Raw genomic sequence first — 16,544 nt, 5'->3', positions numbered from 1 at the left:
CGGTGAACCAGCGGTAGACCAGGCTCGCCCGGGGTCCGCTCTGCGCCGGGGGGCGGCCGACGAGGGCGACGGCCAGGGGGTTCTGGACGAGGATCTCGTGCAGGTCGGTGATGATCTGGGCGGGGGTGGCGGTGAGCTGGTCCAGCAGGCCGAGGAGGCCGGGCTGTACGTGTGCGGTCGTGCCGTACGCGGCCGGGGGGAGGGGCCGGTCGGCGAGGTGGAAGAGGTGGTCGCGTTCGTCGCCGTCGAGCCGCAGCGCGCGGGCCAGCGCGGCCAGAACCTGGGCCGAGGGCTGGGCGCCGCCACCGGGCAGAAACCGGTGGACCTGTCCGGTCACAGCCTTTAGACGGAGCCGGGGCCGTAGAGGTCGGCGTACGACGGGAAGACGCCGCCCGGGCCGTCGACGCCCTCGACGGCGCGCAGCGCCTTGGCCATGGCGCGGGTCAGGACGTCCGCCCCGGCCGCGAAGATCTCGTTGAGCGCCCCGGCCTCCTGGTGCACGGCGAATGCCGGGTCGGCGGCGACGGCGTCCGCGGGCTGCAGCGGCCGGGCGCAGGTGGCCAGCGCGAAAACGGTGTCGCCGTCGGAGAGCAGGTGCGCGGGGCGTACGGCCCGGGCGAGGCCGTCGTGCGCCGTGCCGGCCATCTTCTGCGCCTGCGCCTTGCCGAGGGTGGCGTCCGTGGCGACGACGGCCAGCGTCGTGTTCAGCGGCGGCCGGGCCGACGCGGCGAACCGCCGCGCGGTCTCCTCCCGCGCTGCCGCCAACCGCCGCAACGCCGCCGCGTGCACCGCCGGCTCGGGGAGCACCCGCGGGACGACCCCCGGGACGACCTCCGGGACGACCTCCGGGGAAACCTCTGGGGGGACCCCCCGCCCCCCATCCCCTCCCCTTGCCCCGTCGGGCGTCGCGGGACCGCCCTCGGTCCCGCCGGCGTCGCCCTGCAGCTCGGCGTACAGCGCGCCCGTGGCCGGGTCGACGCCGGAGCCGGCGGCGTTGACGATCGCCAGCGCGGCGACCGTGCTGCCGGACGGCAGCACGGTGCTCGCCGTGCCGGCGCCGCCCTTCATCGCCCCGCACACCGCGCCCGTGCCCGCGCCGACGTTGCCCTGCGCCACCGGGGCGCCGGGTGCCGAGGCCGCCGCCGCGGCGGCGGCCTCCCGGCCCATGGCGGCGTCGGGGCGGGCCCGGAAGTCTCCGCCGCGGCCCAGGTCGAACAGGGCCGCCGCCGGCACCACCGGGACCACCTGCGCGGGGTCGGGCCCGACCCGGAAGCCGCGGCCCTGCTCCTCCAGCCAGGCGAGCACGCCGGACGCGGCAGCCAGCCCGTACGCGCTGCCGCCCGTCAGCACCACGGCCTCCACCCGCTGCACGAGGTTCCGCGGGTCGAGGGCGTCGGTCTCCCGTGTGCCGGGCCCGCCGCCGCGTACGTCCACGGAGGCGACGGCGCCGCCCTCGGGAGCGAGCACCACCGTCGTCCCGGTCAGCCACCCGTCCCCGGCCCGGGACGCGTGCCCGACGCGCACCCCCGCCACATCCGTGATCCCGTCCACGCCCATGCGACGCACCCTAACCGCCATCCGCGCCCCCTCGACCGCACCCGAGCCCGACTGCGCACCCGGACTCAGGGCGACCGCCGTGCCAGGGCCGCAGGCCGGTCCGCGGGCTTCGCAGGCGGGGCTGAGAGTTTGGTGCTTTACCCCAAACTCTCTAGAGAGTTTGGGGTAAAGCCCGTCGCGGCTCTCTCCCGGCCCGGGGTACTCACCTCCGGCACCGGACCCACGCCGCTCGTCCGCTACCCCGCCCCACCGGACCACCGGACCTCAGCCCGTCCGAGGCCGACCGCGCCGGCGCCGGGCGCCGGTGCCCGGCCCTGCCCGCGCGGCGGGGCGCTGCGGCGCCGCGTACCCTGGGGCGTATGAGTTCCGAGCCCGAAAACCCGCTCGTCTTCGACGACCCGCTGACGCAGCAGAGCCGGGACGACACCGACGAGGGCTGGGGGGAGCGGCCCGCCGCCGAGGGGAGCGCCGCCGACCTGGCCCGCTTCCTCGACGAGAAGCCGCCGCACCACATCTGACGCCGATCGGGCCCGCGCGGGCCTGCGCCAGGCCCGCACGCCGGCGGCCCAGCCGCTGCCCGGCCCCCGCCGCTGCCGGGTCCCCCGCTGCGACGCCCTACTTCTGCGTCGGCAACGTCCCGGCGTCGACGCTCGGCGAGGAGCCGTTCCGCTGGGCCACCAACTCGTCGCGGATCTGCGTCAGCAGCTCGACCTCCGTGGCCTCCACGGGCGTCTCCTCCGCCGGCGCCTTCGCCGCCTGCCGCTCCCGGAGCTTGTTCATCGGCAGGATCATCGCGAAGTACACGACGGCCGCGGTCATCACGAACGTCAGCGTGGCGCTCAGCACCGGGCCCCAGAGGATCGCGACGCCCTCGGTGACCTCGCCCTCCGGGCTGGTCGTGCAGACGTCGCTGAAGCACGAGTGGTACTTGTCGAGATTCTTCGAGCCGAAGATCCCGACGACGGGGTTGATGACGCCCTTCACGACCGCGTTGACAATATTCGTGAACGCGGCGCCGACGACGACGGCGACCGCGAGTTCCATCACGTTCCCGCGTGTCAGGAACTGCTTGAACCCGGCGATGACGCCCTGATTGCCCGAGGTGCTCCCGGCGCCCTGCGTGCTCAATGCCCTTCCTCGCTTCACTCTCGACGGGCCGGCCGACCCAGCAAGGTATGGCAGAGATACGGAAGGATTGTCCAATCCTTCCACTCGGGCCGGTGACGGTCCGCGCAGCCGTCGTCATTGCAGTGTCACCGCCAGCTGCCGGTCGGCCGCTGTCCCGGCGAGCGCCGCGGCCGTCGCCCGCGGCACGGACAGCACCACCAGCGTTCCGCCGTCCCAACTGGTCAATCCCGCTGCCCCCGAGGGCGATTGCACCTCCGCAGCCTCCGGGATTTCCAGCCCGTCCGGCGCCTCTATCGGCTCTGTCGCTTCCGCCGGGCCCCCCGTCTCCGCACCCTCCGACGCATCCGCCCGTGGCTGCTCCGCATGCGACGTCTCGGCCGCCCCCGGGATCTCCGCCACCCGGGCCGCCCGCGCCACGACCGATGCCGGCTGGCCGTCCTCGGTGCCGACGGCCAGCACGTCCACCACGTCGCCCGGCTCCAGCAGCCCGACCACCCCGGCGTCCGCGATCCGCACCGGCGCCCGCACCTCGCCGCCTGCGGCCCGGCCGGCGCCGCCTCCGCCTCGCTCTTCGAAGGTCGCGTCAGCGGCCTCAGCGGGGGCGCCGGCCTCGGAGCCGTCCGGCGCGGCGGCGGACGGCGGGCTCTCCGCGTCGCTGTGCGGCGCCGCGGCCAGCGCTGCCGCCGCCATCGCGAGCACGGCGGCCAGCAGCCGGCGGCGGCCCGCCACTGCCCGGCGCAGCCGGGCACCGCGCGCCGGCCGCAACGGCTCGAACTCCGGCACCCCGCGCGGCGGCGGCGCCCCACGCGGCAACGGTCCCGGCCCCGCCGTGACTCCGCCGCCACCGCCCGAAGTCGCCGCCCCACCCGGGCCGTTGTCCCCGGTGTCGCCCTCGCCGTACCGCAAGCCGGGGCCGACACCGGGGCCGATACCGGAGCCGATACCGGGGCCCATGGTCGGGCCGGCGCCGGAGCGGGCGCGCGGGGCGGAGGGGAAGGCCGGAGAAGGGCCGGGCAGAGTGCGGGGCAGGGCAGACATGGCGGTCACCACCTGTACGTGACGAGTCGATCGCGTTCCGTGACGCCCTCAACTCTGCCCGATCCCCGCCCGCCCCGCTCCGGCCTGTGGATAACTCCCCGGTTGTGGACAACATCGCCCCGAGCGACACCGCCCGGGGCAACGCCACCCGCCCCTACGGCAGCTCGATCCCCGGGTCCATGCCCGCCAGCGCCCCCGCGCACAGACAGTCCCGGTCCGCCGCCCCCGGCAGCCGCCCCACCGCGTCGAAGAGGACGTCCCGCAGCCGCCCCACGTTCGCCGCGAAGACTTCGAGCACCTCCTCGTGGGAGACTCCCTCGCCCGTCTCGGCGCCCGCGTCGAGGTCCGTCACCAGCGTCATCGACGTGTAGCAAAGCTCCAGTTCGCGGGCCAGCACCGCCTCCGGGTGCCCGGTCATCCCGACCACGGCCCACCCCTGTGCCCGGTGCCACAACGACTCGGCCCGGGTGGAGAACCGCGGCCCCTCCACCACGACGAGCGTCCCCCCGTCGACCGCCTCCCAGCCGCTCTCGTGCGCGGCCTTCAGTGCGGCCCGGCGCCCTGTCGTGCAGTACGGGTCGGCGAGGCTCACGTGCACGACGTTCGGCGTGGCACCGTCGGGCAGTTGCACGCCGTCGTAGTACGTCTGCGCGCGCGACTTCGTACGGTCCACGAACTGATCCGGTACGAGTAGCGTGCCCGGCCCGTGCTCCGGCTGCAGCCCGCCAACGGCGCACGGCCCCAGCACCTGCCGTACGCCCAGCGAGCGCAACGCCCACAGGTTGGCGCGGTAGTTGATGAGGTGCGGCGGCAGATGGTGCTTGCGGCCGTGCCGGGGGAGGAATGCCACGCGGCGCCCCGCGATCTCGCCGAGGAAAAGAGAGTCACTCGGTGGTCCGTACGGTGTCTCGACGGCGATCTCCGTGACGTCCTCGAGGAACGAGTAGAACCCGGAGCCCCCGATGACGCCTATCTCTGCCTGCTCTGCCACTGCGTCAGCCATTCCGCAACGATAGCCGCAGGGCTCGGCGGCTCAGGCCGCGGACGTACCGCTGGACGACTTGGACGGCGACGAGGACGACGACGAGGAGGAAGTGGACGAACCCGAAGAGGGAGAGGAGGAAGAAGAATTCGACGACGACGACGAGGAGGACGACGAAGAAGAGGACGAAGTCGACGATTCCGAGCTCTTCTTCTCACCCGACCCCGACCCCGACCCGGACCCGCCCGATCCGGAGCCCGCCCCCGAGCCGCTGCGGCTGTCCGTCCGGTAGAACCCGGAGCCCTTGAAGACGACACCGACCGCGGAGAACACCTTGCGCAGCCGCCCCTGGCAGGCGGGGCACACCGTCAGCGCATCGTCGGTGAACTTCTGCACCGCTTCGAGGCCCTCGCCGCACTCGGTGCACTGGTACTGGTAGGTCGGCACGTGCTTCCTCCTGGCACTCTCAACTGTTGAGTGCTAACGACGCTTCATCATGCAGCATTCCCGCCCGTCAGTCCACCGAGGCGGGTACGGGAGGCCACCGCCACGGAACGTGATCGTCCCCTGGCTCTCCGCGGGGCCGTAGCAGACAGAGATAACTGTTCGTACGAATTCCACCCCGGCGGTACCGAGCGCCACCCCCTACCGCGTCCCCCCGCCCAGCCCGCCTCCCCGCTCGTTCCCGCCCAGCCACCGCGCCAGCTTGCCGCCCCGCCCCACGTCCCGCAGCCGCTGCTCCGCCGCGTCCCGCACCTCGTCCGTGGCCACCACCAGCAGCTCGTCCCCCCGCCGCAGGATGTCCGTCGGCGACGGCACGAAGCTCGCCTCGTCCCGCACCACCAGCGTCACCGCCGCCCCCGGCGGCAGCCGCAGCTCCCCGACCTCCACCCCGTGCATCCGCGAGCGCTCCGGCACCGACAGCGACAGCAGGTGCCCCCGCACCCGTTCCAGCGGCGCCGACTCGATGCCCAGGTCGTACGCCGCGTCCCCCTCCCCGAGCCGCAGCCACCGCGCCATCAGCGGCAGCGTCGGCCCCTGCACCACCGTGTAGACGATGACGAGCACGAAAACGATATTGAAGACGCGTCCGGAGTCGGGGACGTGGTTCACCATCGGGATGGTCGCCAGGACGATCGGCACCGCGCCGCGCAGCCCCGCCCACGACATCAGCGCCTGCTCGCGCCACGAGACGCGGAACGGCAGCAGGCTCACGATCACCGAGGCCGGCCGCGCCACCATCGTCAGCACCAGCCCCACGACCACCGCCGGCAGGATGTCGTCGCCCAGCTCGTGCGGCGTCACCAGCAGCCCGAGCAGCACGAACATCCCGATCTGCGCCAGCCAGCCCACCCCGTCGGCGAAGCCGCGGGTGGCCGACCAGTGCGGCAGCTTCGCGTTCCCCAGGACCATCGCCGCCAGATAGACGGCCAGGAAGCCGCTGCCGTGCGCCAGGGCGCCGACGGAGTACGCCACTATGGCCAGGGCCATCACCGCGATCGGGTACAGGCCGGAGGCCGGCAGTGCCACGTGCCGCAGCGCGAACGAGCCCAGCCAGCCGATCGCCAGCCCCAGCGCCGCCCCGATGGCCAGCTCCAGCACGATCTCGCCGAGGAGCACGTACCAGCTCTCCACGTGCCCCGTGGTGGAGAAGGCGACGACCAGGATGACCACGGGGGCGTCGTTGAACCCGGACTCGGCCTCCATCACGCCCATGACCCGCTTGGGCAGCGGCACCCTCCTCAGTACTGAGAACACCGCCGCGGCGTCCGTGGAGGAGACGACGGCGCCCATGATGAGCGCCTGCTTCCACTCCAGGCCGACGAGGTAGTGCGCGCCGGTGGCCGTCACCCCGACGCTCGTCGCGACGCCCACGGTGGACAGGACGGCGGCAGCCGGCAGCGAGGGTTTGATCTCACTCCACTTCGTACTGAGGCCGCCCTCCGCGAGGATCAGCGCGAGGGCCGCGTAGCCGAGGACCTGGGTCAGTTCCGGGTCGTTGAAGGCGTAGCCGAACAGCCCGTCCTCGCCGACCATGATGCCGATGCCCATGTACAGCAGGAGGCTGGGCAGGCCGCTGCGGGAGGCGAGCCGGACGGCCGCGACCGCGACCAGCAGAACCAGGGCGGCGACGAGCGCGAGCTTGTTGAGTTCTTCGACTGACAGCTTTCTCCCTCTCGTCGTTGCGTGCTTGACTGAGAATTTACCCGGAGTGTCCGTCCGTCTGCTGCTTCGGGGGACAGTCCAGGGGCCGTTCGGAGCCCCTTGACCGGGCGCCTAAGGTTGCTCCAGCAATGCTCCGCTGGCTCCAGAAGGACAGGCATGCCCGTCAACGAGAACGGCCGCACGGCAGGCAAGAGGCGCCGCCTCATCTTCGTCGCGATCGGACTCGCCGCCGCGCTCGTGCTGGGTCTGGGTGCCGCCGCGTTCTGGACGGTCAGCACGGTGCGTGACTCCTTCCCGCAGACCACCGGGTCGCTCAAGCTGCCCGGCCTGGGCTCGCCGGTCACGGTCAAGCGCGACGCCCGCGGCGTGCCGACGCTCTACGGGGACTCGGCCGAGGACCTCTTCCGGGCCCAGGGCTTCGTGCACGCGCAGGACCGCTTCTGGGAGATGGACGTCCGCCGGCACATGACGTCGGGCCGGCTGGCGGAGATGTTCGGCGCGGACCAGGTCGAGACCGACGAGTTCCTGCGCACGCTGGGCTGGCGGGAGGTGGCGCAGAAGGAGTACGACGAGGAGCTGTCGGCGGAGACGAAGAAGTACCTGCGGGCGTACGCCGACGGGGTCAACGCCTACCTCGCGGACCACAGCGGCTCCGCCCTGTCCGTGGAGTACGCCGCCCTGGGGTTCGTCAACGACTACGAGCCGGAGGAGTGGACCCCGGTCGACTCCGTCGCCTGGCTGAAGGCGATGGCATGGGACCTGCGGGCCAACGTCGAGGACGAGATCGACCGCTCGCTGCTCTCCCAGCGCTTCGACGAGGACGAGATCGCCGACCTCTACCCCCCGTACCCGTACAAGCGCAACAAGCCCATCGTGGAGGGCGGCTCCGCCACCGAGGACGGCTACGACCCCGAGGGCGCCCAGAACACGTACAGCTCCGCCGCGCAGGGCCTCAGCACCCAGATGGGCGCGCTGGCGGAGACCATGGACGACATACCCGCCCTCCTCGGCCCCAGCGGCAGCGGCATCGGCTCCAACTCCTGGGTGGTCTCCGGCGACCTGACCACCACGGAGAAACCGCTGCTCGCCAACGACCCCCACCTGTCCGCGCAGCTGCCCTCCGTCTGGTACCAGATGGGCCTGCAGTGCACGAGGATCAGCGACGACTGCCCGTACGAGGTCAGCGGCTTCTCCTTCTCCGGCATGCCGGGGATCGTCGTGGGCCACAACGCCGACATCTCCTGGGGGCTGACCAACCTCGGCGCCGACGTCGCCGACCTATATCTGGAGAAGGTCGAGGACGACGGTTATCTGTACAAAGGCGAGTCGCACGAGTTCGGCACCCGCGAGGAGCTGATCAAGGTCGCGGACGGCGAGGACAAGCGCATCACCGTACGCACCACACGCAACGGACCCGTAGTCTCCGACCGCGGCGACGAACTCGCCGAAGTCGGCAAGAAAGCCCCCGTGGGCAACTCCGCGCCCGACCGCGGCGACGGCTACGCCGTCTCGCTGCGCTGGACCGCCCTGGAACCGTCCAACACCATGGACGCCGTCTTCGGCATCAACAGGGCCGCGGACTTCGGGGAGTTCCGGAACGCCGCCCGCGACTTCGCCGTGCCCTCGCAGAACCTCGTCTACGCCGACACCGAGGGCAACATCGGCTACCAGGCGCCCGGCAAGATCCCGCGGCGCGGCAGCGGCGACGGCAGCCTGCCCGCGCCCGGCTGGGACCCGGCGTACTCCTGGGACGAGTACATCCCCTTCGACGAGCTGCCCTGGGAACTCAATCCCGCACGCGGGTACGTCGTCACCGCCAACCAGGCCGTCGTGAACGAGAACGACTATCCGTACCTGATCACCACCGACCCCGGCTACGGCACCCGCAGCCAGCGCATAGCCGACATGATCGAGGAGAAGATCAAGGACGGCGGGAAGATCTCCCCGGACGACATGCGCACCATGCAGCTCGACAACCACAGCGAGATCGCCGAGCTGCTCACCCCGCTGCTGCTGAAGATCAAGATCGACGACCCGATGGTCCGCGAGGCCCAGGACCTGCTGAAGGACTGGGACTACAGCCAGGACACCGACTCCTCCGCCGCCGCGTACTTCAACGCCGTCTGGCGCAACGTCCTCAAGCTCGCCTTCGGCGACAAGATGCCCAAGGAGCTGCGCCCGGACGGTGAGTGCCTGAACGTGCCCCCCGCCAACCCGGCGGCCGACCCGGACGGCCCCCCCACCGTGCGCGAGTGCGGTGAGCGCGACGCGGACGCCGCCCAGCCGGACGGCGGGGACCGGTGGTTCGAGGTCGTACGGACCATCCTCAAGGACGAGGACAACCGCTGGTGGAAGACCACCGGCAGCGACGGCAAGCTCCGCGACGGGAACCGCGACGAACTCCTTGAGCACGCCATGATCGACGCCCGCTGGGAGCTGACCGCCGAGCTGAACAAGGACATCGACACCTGGTCCTGGGGCCGTCTGCACCAACTGATCCTGCGCAACCAGACGCTGGGCACCGAGGGGCCCGGCATCGTGCAGTGGCTGCTGAACCGCGGCCCGTGGAACCTCAGCGGCGGCGAGGCCGCCGTCAACGCCACCGGCTGGAACGCGGCGGGCGGATACGACGTGCTGTGGGTGCCGTCGATGCGGATGGTGGTGGACCTGGCGGACTTCGACGGCTCCGGCTGGGTCAACCTCTCCGGCGCCTCGGGGCACGCCTTCCACCCGCACTACACGGACCAGACGACGGCGTGGGCGAAGGGCGAGCTGTACGAGTGGCCGTTCAGCGACAAGGCGGTCGAGGAAGCGGCGGAGGACACGATGACGCTGTCGCCGTGACGGCCGTACGGGACGTCGGCGGGACGTCGGCGGGACGTGGCGGGACGTGCGCGGTGAGGCGGGCGGTGACGTGCGTACGGGACGGTGGCCGCCGGGCCGCGGCTGCGCGAACCCGCCTACGGCCGCGGGAAGCGGTGCACCGCGGAGGGCGTGACGGCGGCGGTCACGGGGCGGTCGTGGGGCTCGGCGGGTACGCGGTCGAGCACCTCGCCGTCGTAGAGCAGCACGACGAGGGCGACCCCGCCCCCGTCGTGCCCGTCGCCCCCGCCCCCCGCGAGCCGCGCCAGCACCCGGTCGTACGACCCGCCGCCCCGCCCCAGCCGCATCCCCCGGCCGTCCACCGCGAGCCCCGGCAGCAGCACCGCCTGCGCCCCCCGCACCGCCGCGGGACCCAGCCGCGCCCCGGCCGGCTCCAGCAGCCCGCGCCCCGCGGCCCGCAGTGCGTCCGGGCCGCCGTACTCCGCCCAGTCCAGGTCGCCGTCCGCCAGCAGCACCGGCAGCAGCACCGCCGTCCCGCGCCCTCGCAGCTCCTCCAGCAGCTCCCGCGTGGCCGGCTCGCGCCCCACCGACACGTACGCCGCCACCGTCCGCGCCTGTGCCAGCTCCGGCAGCTCCAGCGCCCGCCGGGCCAGCCGCCGCCCCGCCGCCTCCGCCTCATCCCGCGGCACGGCGGCCCGCGCCGCGAGTAGGGTGCGGCGCAACGCCGCCTTTCCGGCCTGGTCGCTGCCCACTTGTCCGTACCTACCCTTATGGTGCTGAACATGGATTCATCGCGTACTCGGATCACCAAGGCTGTCATCCCGGCCGCCGGCCTCGGGACCCGCTTCTTGCCGGCGACCAAGGCGACGCCGAAAGAGATGCTGCCCGTGGTCGACAAGCCCGCGATCCAGTACGTCGTCGAGGAGGCCGTTTCGGCCGGACTCACCGACGTTCTCATGATCACCGGGCGGAACAAGCGACCGCTCGAAGACCACTTCGACCGCAACTACGAGCTGGAAGAGGCTCTCCGTAGGAAGGGCGACGACAGACGCCTGGCCAAGGTCGCGGAGTCCAACGACCTGGCGAACATCCACTACGTCCGCCAGGGTGACCCGCGCGGCCTCGGCCACGCGGTGCTGTGCGCCGCCGAGCACGTCGGCGACCAGCCGTTCGCCGTCCTCCTCGGCGACGATCTCATCGACCCGCGCGACCCGCTGCTGGCCCGCATGGTGCGGGCCCAGGCCGACCACGGCGGCAGCGTCATCGCGCTGATGGAGGTCGACCCGGAGCAGATCCACCTCTACGGCTGCGCGGCCGTGCAGACCACCGCGGACAGCGACGTCGTACGCGTGACGAACCTCGTGGAGAAGCCCTCCGCCGCCGACGCCCCCAGCAACTACGCGGTCATCGGGCGCTACGTCCTCGACCCCGCGATCTTCGACGTGCTGCGCACGACGGAGCCCGGCCGGGGGAACGAGATCCAGCTCACCGACGCGCTGCAGCGGCTGGCGACGGAAGCGGAGCTGCAGAGCCCGGTGTACGGCGTGGTGTTCAAGGGCCGGCGGTACGACACGGGCGACCGCGGCGACTACCTCCGCGCCATCGTCCGCCTCGCGTGCGAGCGCGAGGACCTCGGCGCCGACCTGCGTGCGTGGCTGCGGAAGTACGTCGCGGAGGAGATGGCGGATTGAGCGGCGAGGCCGTGAAGGAGGCGGGGGAGCAGGAGCCGGAGTCCGGCGCCGCGGTGCGGGAGTCCGACGCCGCGGTGCAGGAGTCCGGCGCCGGGCAGCAGCCGGAGCCCGACGCCGGGCTGCAGGACACCGACGCCGGGGTGCAGGAGACCGACGCTGGGCTGCAGGACACCGACGCCGGGGCGCAGGAGTTCGACGCCGGGGCGCAGGAGTCCGACGCCGGGGTGCAGGAGACCGGCGCCGGGCAGTCGGGGCGCCGGTCCTCCGGACTGTGGTCCGTGGAAGAGCACCTCGACGACATACTGCGGCAGATCCGTCCGCTGGATCCGCTGGAGATGCAGCTGCTCGACGCCCAGGGCTGCGTCCTCGTCGAGGACGTCACGGCCGCCGTCGCCCTCCCCCCGTTCGACAACAGCTCCATGGACGGCTACGCGGTGCGCACCGTCGACGTCGAGCGCGCAAGCGACGAGTTCCCCGCCGTCCTGCGCGTCATCGGCGACGTCCCGGCGGGCGGCGGCGCCGAGTTGCCGCACGTCGGCGCCGGTGAGGCCGCCCGGATCATGACCGGCGCCCCGCTGCCGCCCGGCACGCAGGCCGTCGTCCCCGTGGAGTGGACCGACGGCGGTACGGGCCGCGGTCGCGTCGACGCCATGCGCCCGCACAGCGAGTCGCCCGCCGGCGCCGGCGGCGAGGTGCGGATCTACGCCCCTGCCGACACCGGCCGGCACGTACGCACCCGCGGCAGCGACGTCCTCGCCGGCGACCTGGTGCTGCGCGCCGGCACGGTGCTCGGCCCGGCGCAGATCGGGCTGCTCGCCGCCATCGGCCGCGGCACGGTGCGGGTCCGCCCGCGCCCCCGGGTCGTCGTACTGTCCACCGGCAGCGAGCTGGTGCCCCCCGGCGAGCAGCTCTCCCCGGGACGTATCCACGACTCCAACAGCTACGCGCTGACCGCCGCCGCCCGCGACGCGGGCGCCATCGCCTATCGCGTGGGCGCCGTCGCCGACGACGCCGAGACCCTCCGCGCCACCGTCGAGGACCAGCTGATCCGCGCGGACGCGCTGGTCACCAGCGGCGGCGTCAGCGTCGGGGCGTACGACGTGGTGAAGGAGGCGCTGGCCGAGCTGGACGGCGAGGCGGGCGGCGGCGTGGAGTTCCGCCGGCTGGCCATGCAGCCGGGCAAGCCGCAGGGCTTCGGCCGCATCGGCGCGGACCGCACCCCGCTGTTCGCCCTCCCGGGCAACCCTGTCAGCGCGTACATCTCCTTTGAGATGTTCGTACGCCCCGTGATCCGCAGGCTGATGGGCGTGGAGCCGGTGCACCGTCCGGTGGTGCGGGCCAGGCTCGCCGCCGACGAGCCGCTGACGTCGCCGGCGGGCCGGCGGCAGTTCCTCCGCGGCTGGTACGAGCGGGAGCCGGCGGACACCGGCCCGGACGCCGGCACCGCCCCCGCGGAGGCCGCCCCCGCGGAGGTCGCCCCCGTGGGCGGCGCCGGATCGCACCTCGTCGCGGCGCTGGCCCGCGCGAACGCGCTCGTCGTCGTACCGGAGGAGACCACGGAGGTCGCGCCGGGCTCGCCCGTCGACGTCGTACTCCTCGACTGAGCCGCGGGCCGCCGCCGTGGAGGTGTGGAGGTACGGTGGCTCCGCGCGAATTCACCCCGGGAGCTCCTGACGCCATGAGCCAGCACAGCCGCCTGACCCACCTCGACGACACGGGCGCCGCCCGCATGGTCGACGTCTCCGCCAAGGACGTCACCGCGCGCACCGCCCGCGCCTCCGGGCGCGTCCTCGTCTCGGCGCGCGTCGTCGAACTGCTCCGCGGCACCGCGCCCGGGGAGACGCTGCCGAAGGGCGACGCCCTGGCCACCGCCCGGCTCGCCGGCATCATGGGCGCGAAACGCACCCCCGAGCTGATCCCGCTCTGCCACCCGCTCGCCCTCTCCGGTGTCACCGTCGACCTGGGCGTCGCCGACGACGCGGTGGAGATCGCGGCGACCGTGCGCACCACGGACCGTACGGGGGTGGAGATGGAGGCGCTGACCGCGGTGTCGGTGGCGGCGCTCACGGTCGTCGACATGGTCAAGGCCGTCGACAAGGGGGCGGTCATCACGGACGTACGGGTCGAGGCGAAGACCGGCGGCAAGTCCGGGGACTGGAGCCGGTCATGAGGGCCCTGGCGGTCACGGTGTCCAACCGGGCGGCGGCGGGGGTGTACGCCGACACGGGCGGGCCGCTGCTCGTCGCGGGCCTGGCGGAGATGGGCTTCGCCGCCGACGGGCCGCGGGTGGTGCCGGACGGCGAGCCCGTGGAGGCGGTGCTGCGCGAGGCGGTCGCCGCCGGTTACGACGTCGTCCTGACCACCGGCGGCACGGGCGTCTCGCCCACCGACCGCACCCCGGAGATGACCGCCCGGGTGCTGGACCGGCAACTGCCGGGCGTACCGGAGGCGATCAGGGCGTACGGGTACGAGAAGGTGCCCACGGCCGCGCTGTCCCGCGGCCTCGCCGGGGTCGCGGACCGTACCGTCATCGTCAACCTCCCGGGCTCGTCGGGCGGCGTACGCGACGGGCTCGCGGTACTGGCGCGGCTGCTGCCGCACGCGGTCGACCAGGTGCGCGGCGGTGACCACGTGCGCTCTCCGGAGACCCGGGGCGCGGACCACGCGGCGGGCGACGGCCGCCCCCGCGCGGGGGACGACCGCCCCAGACACCCCGGCGGTGCCCACTGAGCGCGTCCTGGCCCGCGGTGCTGGTGGAGGGACCGGTGACCCTCCGCCCCATCCGCGTGCGCGACCAGCGCGCCTGGCGGGAGATCAACAAGCGCAACCGCGACTGGCTGCGCCCCTGGGAGGCCACCGTCCCGCCCCCGCCCCCCGGCACCCCGCACACCCGCCGCCCCACGTTCCGGCAGATGGTCCGGCATCTGCGGAGCGAGGCGAGCGCCGGGCGGATGCTGCCCTTCGTCATCGAATACGAGGGCACGCTGTGTGGGCAGCTGACCGTGGCGGGCATCACGTGGGGCTCGATGCGTTCCGGGCATATCGGTTACTGGATCGACCGGGATTACGCGGGCCGCGGTGTGATGCCCACCGCCGTGGCGCTTGCCGTGGACCACTGTTTCCGGACCGTGGGCCTGCACCGCATCGAGGTCTGTATCCGGCCGGAGAACATGCCGAGCCGCCGGGTGGTGGAAAAGCTGGGCTTTCGTGAAGAGGGTGTGCGCCCGCGCTACCTGCACATCGACGGTGCCTGGCGCGACCACCTGGTGTACGTGCTGACCACCGAGGAAGTGCAGGAGGGGCTGATCACCAGGTGGCGCGGGCTGCGCCACTCGGAGAAATAAAACAAAGATTCGATAGTGCGAGCCGTAAAAAGTCAGAAGAAAAGGTCGAGATATCAGCCAGATGGTGCGACACACCGAGCCAATTGGCCCATGCGCTGACGCCGCGGCCTCTACCGTGTAAGGCGTGAGCAGCAGCGGCCTCATCTACGCAATGATCGTCGGGGCCTGGGCCGCCTACTTGGTGCCGATGTGGCTCCGTAGGCAGGACGAGCTGAACGAAGCCCGTCCGACGGAACGCTTCAGCACCGCCATCCGGCTGCTGACCGGGCGGGGCGGCGCGGACCGTACCCAGGACCGGGACGGCTCCGGAGAGGACGCCGGAGGCGACGACGACAGCCCGGACGCCGCGCCCGCCGCAGGCGGCGTGGTGGACGTCCGGGCCGCTGCCGTGCCCGCAACCGACCCCCGCGCCACCGCCCCGCCGCCGCGCCGTACCCGCAAGCAGAGCCCGGCGGCGTCGGCGGCCCGCCCGGGCGCGGCGGCGGAGGCGAGGGTGGACGAGGAGCCGGACGGGCCCGCGGCGGGGCGCACGGATGCACGCGCGGGTACGAGCCCGAGCGCACATGCGGGTACGAACCCGAGCCCGCGCGCCGTCGACAACCCGGCACCCGCCCCCGCGCCCGCGCCCGCCGAGCCGACCACCCCCGAACCCGCGTCCTCGGCGGCGCCCGCCCCGGCCCCCGCCGCGGCCCGGAACCAGTCGCCGCAGGCCACCGCGGAACGCCGGGCCCGGGCCCGGGTGCTGGCCCGCCGCCGGCGCACGCTCACGCTGCTCTTCGTGGCGCTCACCGCCGGCGCCGTCGCGGCCTCGGTGGGCGGGCCGCGCTTCCTGTGGGCCGTGGTGGTCCCGGGGCTGCTGCTCACGGCGTACGTCGTCCGCGTACGCACCCAGGAGCGCCGCCGCCGTACGTTCACCGCCGACCCGGCCCGCGGCGAGGCGGCGGCCCGCCGGCTGCGCGAGGGCCGCGCCGCACGCCAGAGCGGCGAAGCGCGGCGCCGCGCCGGAACGGTGTCGGACGAGGCCGACGCGGAAGCGGCCTACGACGACGCGCGGGACGGGCACGCGGGTCACGCCGGTCACGCAGCGAACGACGCCCACGACGTCCACGACGCCTACGACGTCCGCGACGCCCACGACGCGCACGACGGCGACGACCACGACCCCTCCGCCACGGCCCCGTTCGACGCCCCGGCGGCGGCGTACGAGGCGGACCGCCGGGCGCTGGTGGAGCAGACCGACCACGCCGAGTGGGTCGACCAGCAGCGCGAGCGCGACCGCCCCGCGGACGCCGGCTGGGACCCCGTACCGGTCCCGCTGCCCACGTACGTGACGGCCCCCGTGGCCCCCCGCGCCACCCGCGGCCTGGACCTCGACGCCCCGGACACCTGGAGCTCGGCCCGCTCCAGCACCGCCGAGCCCCACCCCCCGACGCCGGAGACCCCGCCCACCGACCCCCACCCCGCCGAGGACCCCACCCCGGACACCCCGCGCCGCCGCCCCGCCAACCGCACCCCCCTCTTCGACCAGTACGCCGACCCACCTCGCCGCCGCGCCGCCAACGAGTAACCCCGCGCCCCACCCCGCCTGACGGCCGGAACCGATTGGCTGGCCAGGGGGCCGGGATGCTAGGGTTCCTTCCGTTGTGAGGGCCTGTAGCGCAGTCCGGTAGCGCACCTCGTTCGCATCGAGGGGGTCTGGGGTTCAAATCCCCACAGGTCCACTTCACTACTTCAGGACCGTTCACGAGTCCAGGTGTGAGCGGTTGACGAGATCCCGTCCGATCGATCCGATCGGGCGGGATCTTGGCGTTCATG

Annotated in this window: 15 protein-coding genes, 1 tRNA gene and 1 pseudogene; 9 read left to right on the top strand and 8 right to left on the bottom strand. The window is 73.5% G+C overall.

Annotated elements, in window-relative coordinates; all coding sequences use genetic code 11:
* Together T328_RS21245 and T328_RS21240 are read right to left on the bottom strand one after the other, a co-directional pair.
* Positions 1–397, bottom strand: a pseudogene (locus tag T328_RS21245) (MmyB family transcriptional regulator); the annotation flags it as partial.
* Positions 343–1,557: a P1 family peptidase gene (locus T328_RS21240; protein ID WP_496497695.1), complete on the bottom strand. Its 1,215-nt coding sequence runs from the start codon at positions 1,555–1,557 to the stop codon at positions 343–345. The gene T328_RS21240 and the pseudogene T328_RS21245, both read right to left, overlap by 55 nt.
* A gap of 359 nt (positions 1,558–1,916) precedes the next feature.
* Here T328_RS21240 and T328_RS21235 point away from each other — a divergent pair, with 359 nt between their 5' ends.
* Complete coding sequence (locus T328_RS21235; RefSeq protein ID WP_496497694.1) at positions 1,917–2,075, top strand: hypothetical protein; 159 nt, start codon at positions 1,917–1,919, stop codon at positions 2,073–2,075.
* 97 nt (positions 2,076–2,172) lie between these two features.
* Here T328_RS21235 and T328_RS21230 read toward each other — a convergent pair whose 3' ends face one another.
* The 5 genes from T328_RS21230 to T328_RS21210 form a co-directional block, all read right to left on the bottom strand.
* Complete coding sequence (locus T328_RS21230; protein ID WP_496497693.1) at positions 2,173–2,685, bottom strand: MscL family protein; 513 nt, start codon at positions 2,683–2,685, stop codon at positions 2,173–2,175.
* A 114-nt stretch (positions 2,686–2,799) separates the two neighbouring features.
* The gene (locus T328_RS21225) at positions 2,800–3,723 is read right to left on the bottom strand and encodes a hypothetical protein (RefSeq protein WP_496497692.1); all 924 of its coding nucleotides are present in this window, start codon (positions 3,721–3,723) and stop codon (positions 2,800–2,802) included.
* Between the two features lie 154 nt (positions 3,724–3,877).
* Positions 3,878–4,726 (bottom strand): S-methyl-5'-thioadenosine phosphorylase, encoded by an 849-nt coding sequence (locus T328_RS21220; protein ID WP_496497691.1) that lies wholly within the window; start codon positions 4,724–4,726, stop codon positions 3,878–3,880.
* 30 nt (positions 4,727–4,756) lie between these two features.
* Positions 4,757–5,152 carry an FmdB family zinc ribbon protein gene (locus T328_RS21215; protein ID WP_496497690.1) on the bottom strand — a complete coding sequence of 132 codons (396 nt, stop codon included), beginning with the start codon at positions 5,150–5,152 and terminating at the stop codon, positions 4,757–4,759.
* A 198-nt stretch (positions 5,153–5,350) separates the two neighbouring features.
* Positions 5,351–6,871, bottom strand: a complete 1,521-nt coding sequence (locus tag T328_RS21210; RefSeq protein ID WP_496497705.1) for a potassium/proton antiporter — start codon at positions 6,869–6,871, stop codon at positions 5,351–5,353.
* A gap of 156 nt (positions 6,872–7,027) precedes the next feature.
* Here T328_RS21210 and T328_RS21205 point away from each other — a divergent pair, with 156 nt between their 5' ends.
* Positions 7,028–9,715: a penicillin acylase family protein gene (locus T328_RS21205; RefSeq protein WP_496497689.1), complete on the top strand. Its 2,688-nt coding sequence runs from the start codon at positions 7,028–7,030 to the stop codon at positions 9,713–9,715.
* A gap of 116 nt (positions 9,716–9,831) precedes the next feature.
* Here T328_RS21205 and T328_RS21200 read toward each other — a convergent pair whose 3' ends face one another.
* Positions 9,832–10,446, bottom strand: coding sequence for a 5-formyltetrahydrofolate cyclo-ligase (locus tag T328_RS21200; RefSeq protein WP_496497688.1), 615 nt, complete (start codon positions 10,444–10,446; stop codon positions 9,832–9,834).
* 30 nt (positions 10,447–10,476) lie between these two features.
* Here T328_RS21200 and galU point away from each other — a divergent pair, with 30 nt between their 5' ends.
* From galU to T328_RS21165, 7 genes are all read left to right on the top strand, one after another.
* Positions 10,477–11,385 carry a UTP--glucose-1-phosphate uridylyltransferase GalU gene (galU, locus tag T328_RS21195; protein ID WP_496497687.1) on the top strand — a complete coding sequence of 303 codons (909 nt, stop codon included), beginning with the start codon at positions 10,477–10,479 and terminating at the stop codon, positions 11,383–11,385.
* Between the two features lie 224 nt (positions 11,386–11,609).
* Entirely contained in the window at positions 11,610–12,989 is a 1,380-nt protein-coding gene (glp, locus tag T328_RS21190) for a molybdotransferase-like divisome protein Glp (protein WP_496497704.1), read from the top strand.
* Between the two features lie 74 nt (positions 12,990–13,063).
* Positions 13,064–13,555 (top strand): cyclic pyranopterin monophosphate synthase MoaC, encoded by a 492-nt coding sequence (gene moaC / locus T328_RS21185; RefSeq protein ID WP_496497686.1) that lies wholly within the window; start codon positions 13,064–13,066, stop codon positions 13,553–13,555.
* Complete coding sequence (locus tag T328_RS21180; protein WP_496497685.1) at positions 13,552–14,115, top strand: MogA/MoaB family molybdenum cofactor biosynthesis protein; 564 nt, start codon at positions 13,552–13,554, stop codon at positions 14,113–14,115. The genes moaC and T328_RS21180 overlap by 4 nt, the downstream gene beginning before the upstream one ends.
* 35 nt (positions 14,116–14,150) lie before the next feature.
* The gene (locus T328_RS21175; protein ID WP_496497684.1) at positions 14,151–14,729 is read left to right on the top strand and encodes a GNAT family N-acetyltransferase; all 579 of its coding nucleotides are present in this window, start codon (positions 14,151–14,153) and stop codon (positions 14,727–14,729) included.
* A 124-nt stretch (positions 14,730–14,853) separates the two neighbouring features.
* Positions 14,854–16,296: a SepX/GlpR family protein gene (locus T328_RS21170; RefSeq protein ID WP_496497683.1), complete on the top strand. Its 1,443-nt coding sequence runs from the start codon at positions 14,854–14,856 to the stop codon at positions 16,294–16,296.
* Positions 16,297–16,376: 80 nt separating this feature from the next.
* A tRNA-Ala gene (locus tag T328_RS21165) sits at positions 16,377–16,450 on the top strand.
* Positions 16,451–16,544: the final 94 nt, after the last annotated feature.

The organism is Streptomyces sp. CNX435 (genome assembly GCF_059570575.1).
This window is presented reverse-complemented; position numbering and strand designations above follow the sequence as displayed.

Bases quoted from the DNA above. Each gene is read 5' to 3' on its own strand.
- T328_RS21240 (WP_496497695.1), bottom strand. From the start codon at position 1,557: ATGGGCGTGGACGGGATCACGGATGTGGCGGGGGTGCGCGTCGGGCAC.
- T328_RS21235 (WP_496497694.1), top strand. From the start codon at position 1,917: ATGAGTTCCGAGCCCGAAAACCCGCTCGTCTTCGACGACCCGCTGACG.
- T328_RS21225 (WP_496497692.1), bottom strand. From the start codon at position 3,723: ATGTCTGCCCTGCCCCGCACTCTGCCCGGCCCTTCTCCGGCCTTCCCC.
- T328_RS21220 (WP_496497691.1), bottom strand. From the start codon at position 4,726: ATGGCTGACGCAGTGGCAGAGCAGGCAGAGATAGGCGTCATCGGGGGC.
- T328_RS21205 (WP_496497689.1), top strand. From the start codon at position 7,028: ATGCCCGTCAACGAGAACGGCCGCACGGCAGGCAAGAGGCGCCGCCTC.
- galU (WP_496497687.1), top strand. From the start codon at position 10,477: ATGGATTCATCGCGTACTCGGATCACCAAGGCTGTCATCCCGGCCGCC.
- moaC (WP_496497686.1), top strand. From the start codon at position 13,064: ATGAGCCAGCACAGCCGCCTGACCCACCTCGACGACACGGGCGCCGCC.
- T328_RS21180 (WP_496497685.1), top strand. From the start codon at position 13,552: ATGAGGGCCCTGGCGGTCACGGTGTCCAACCGGGCGGCGGCGGGGGTG.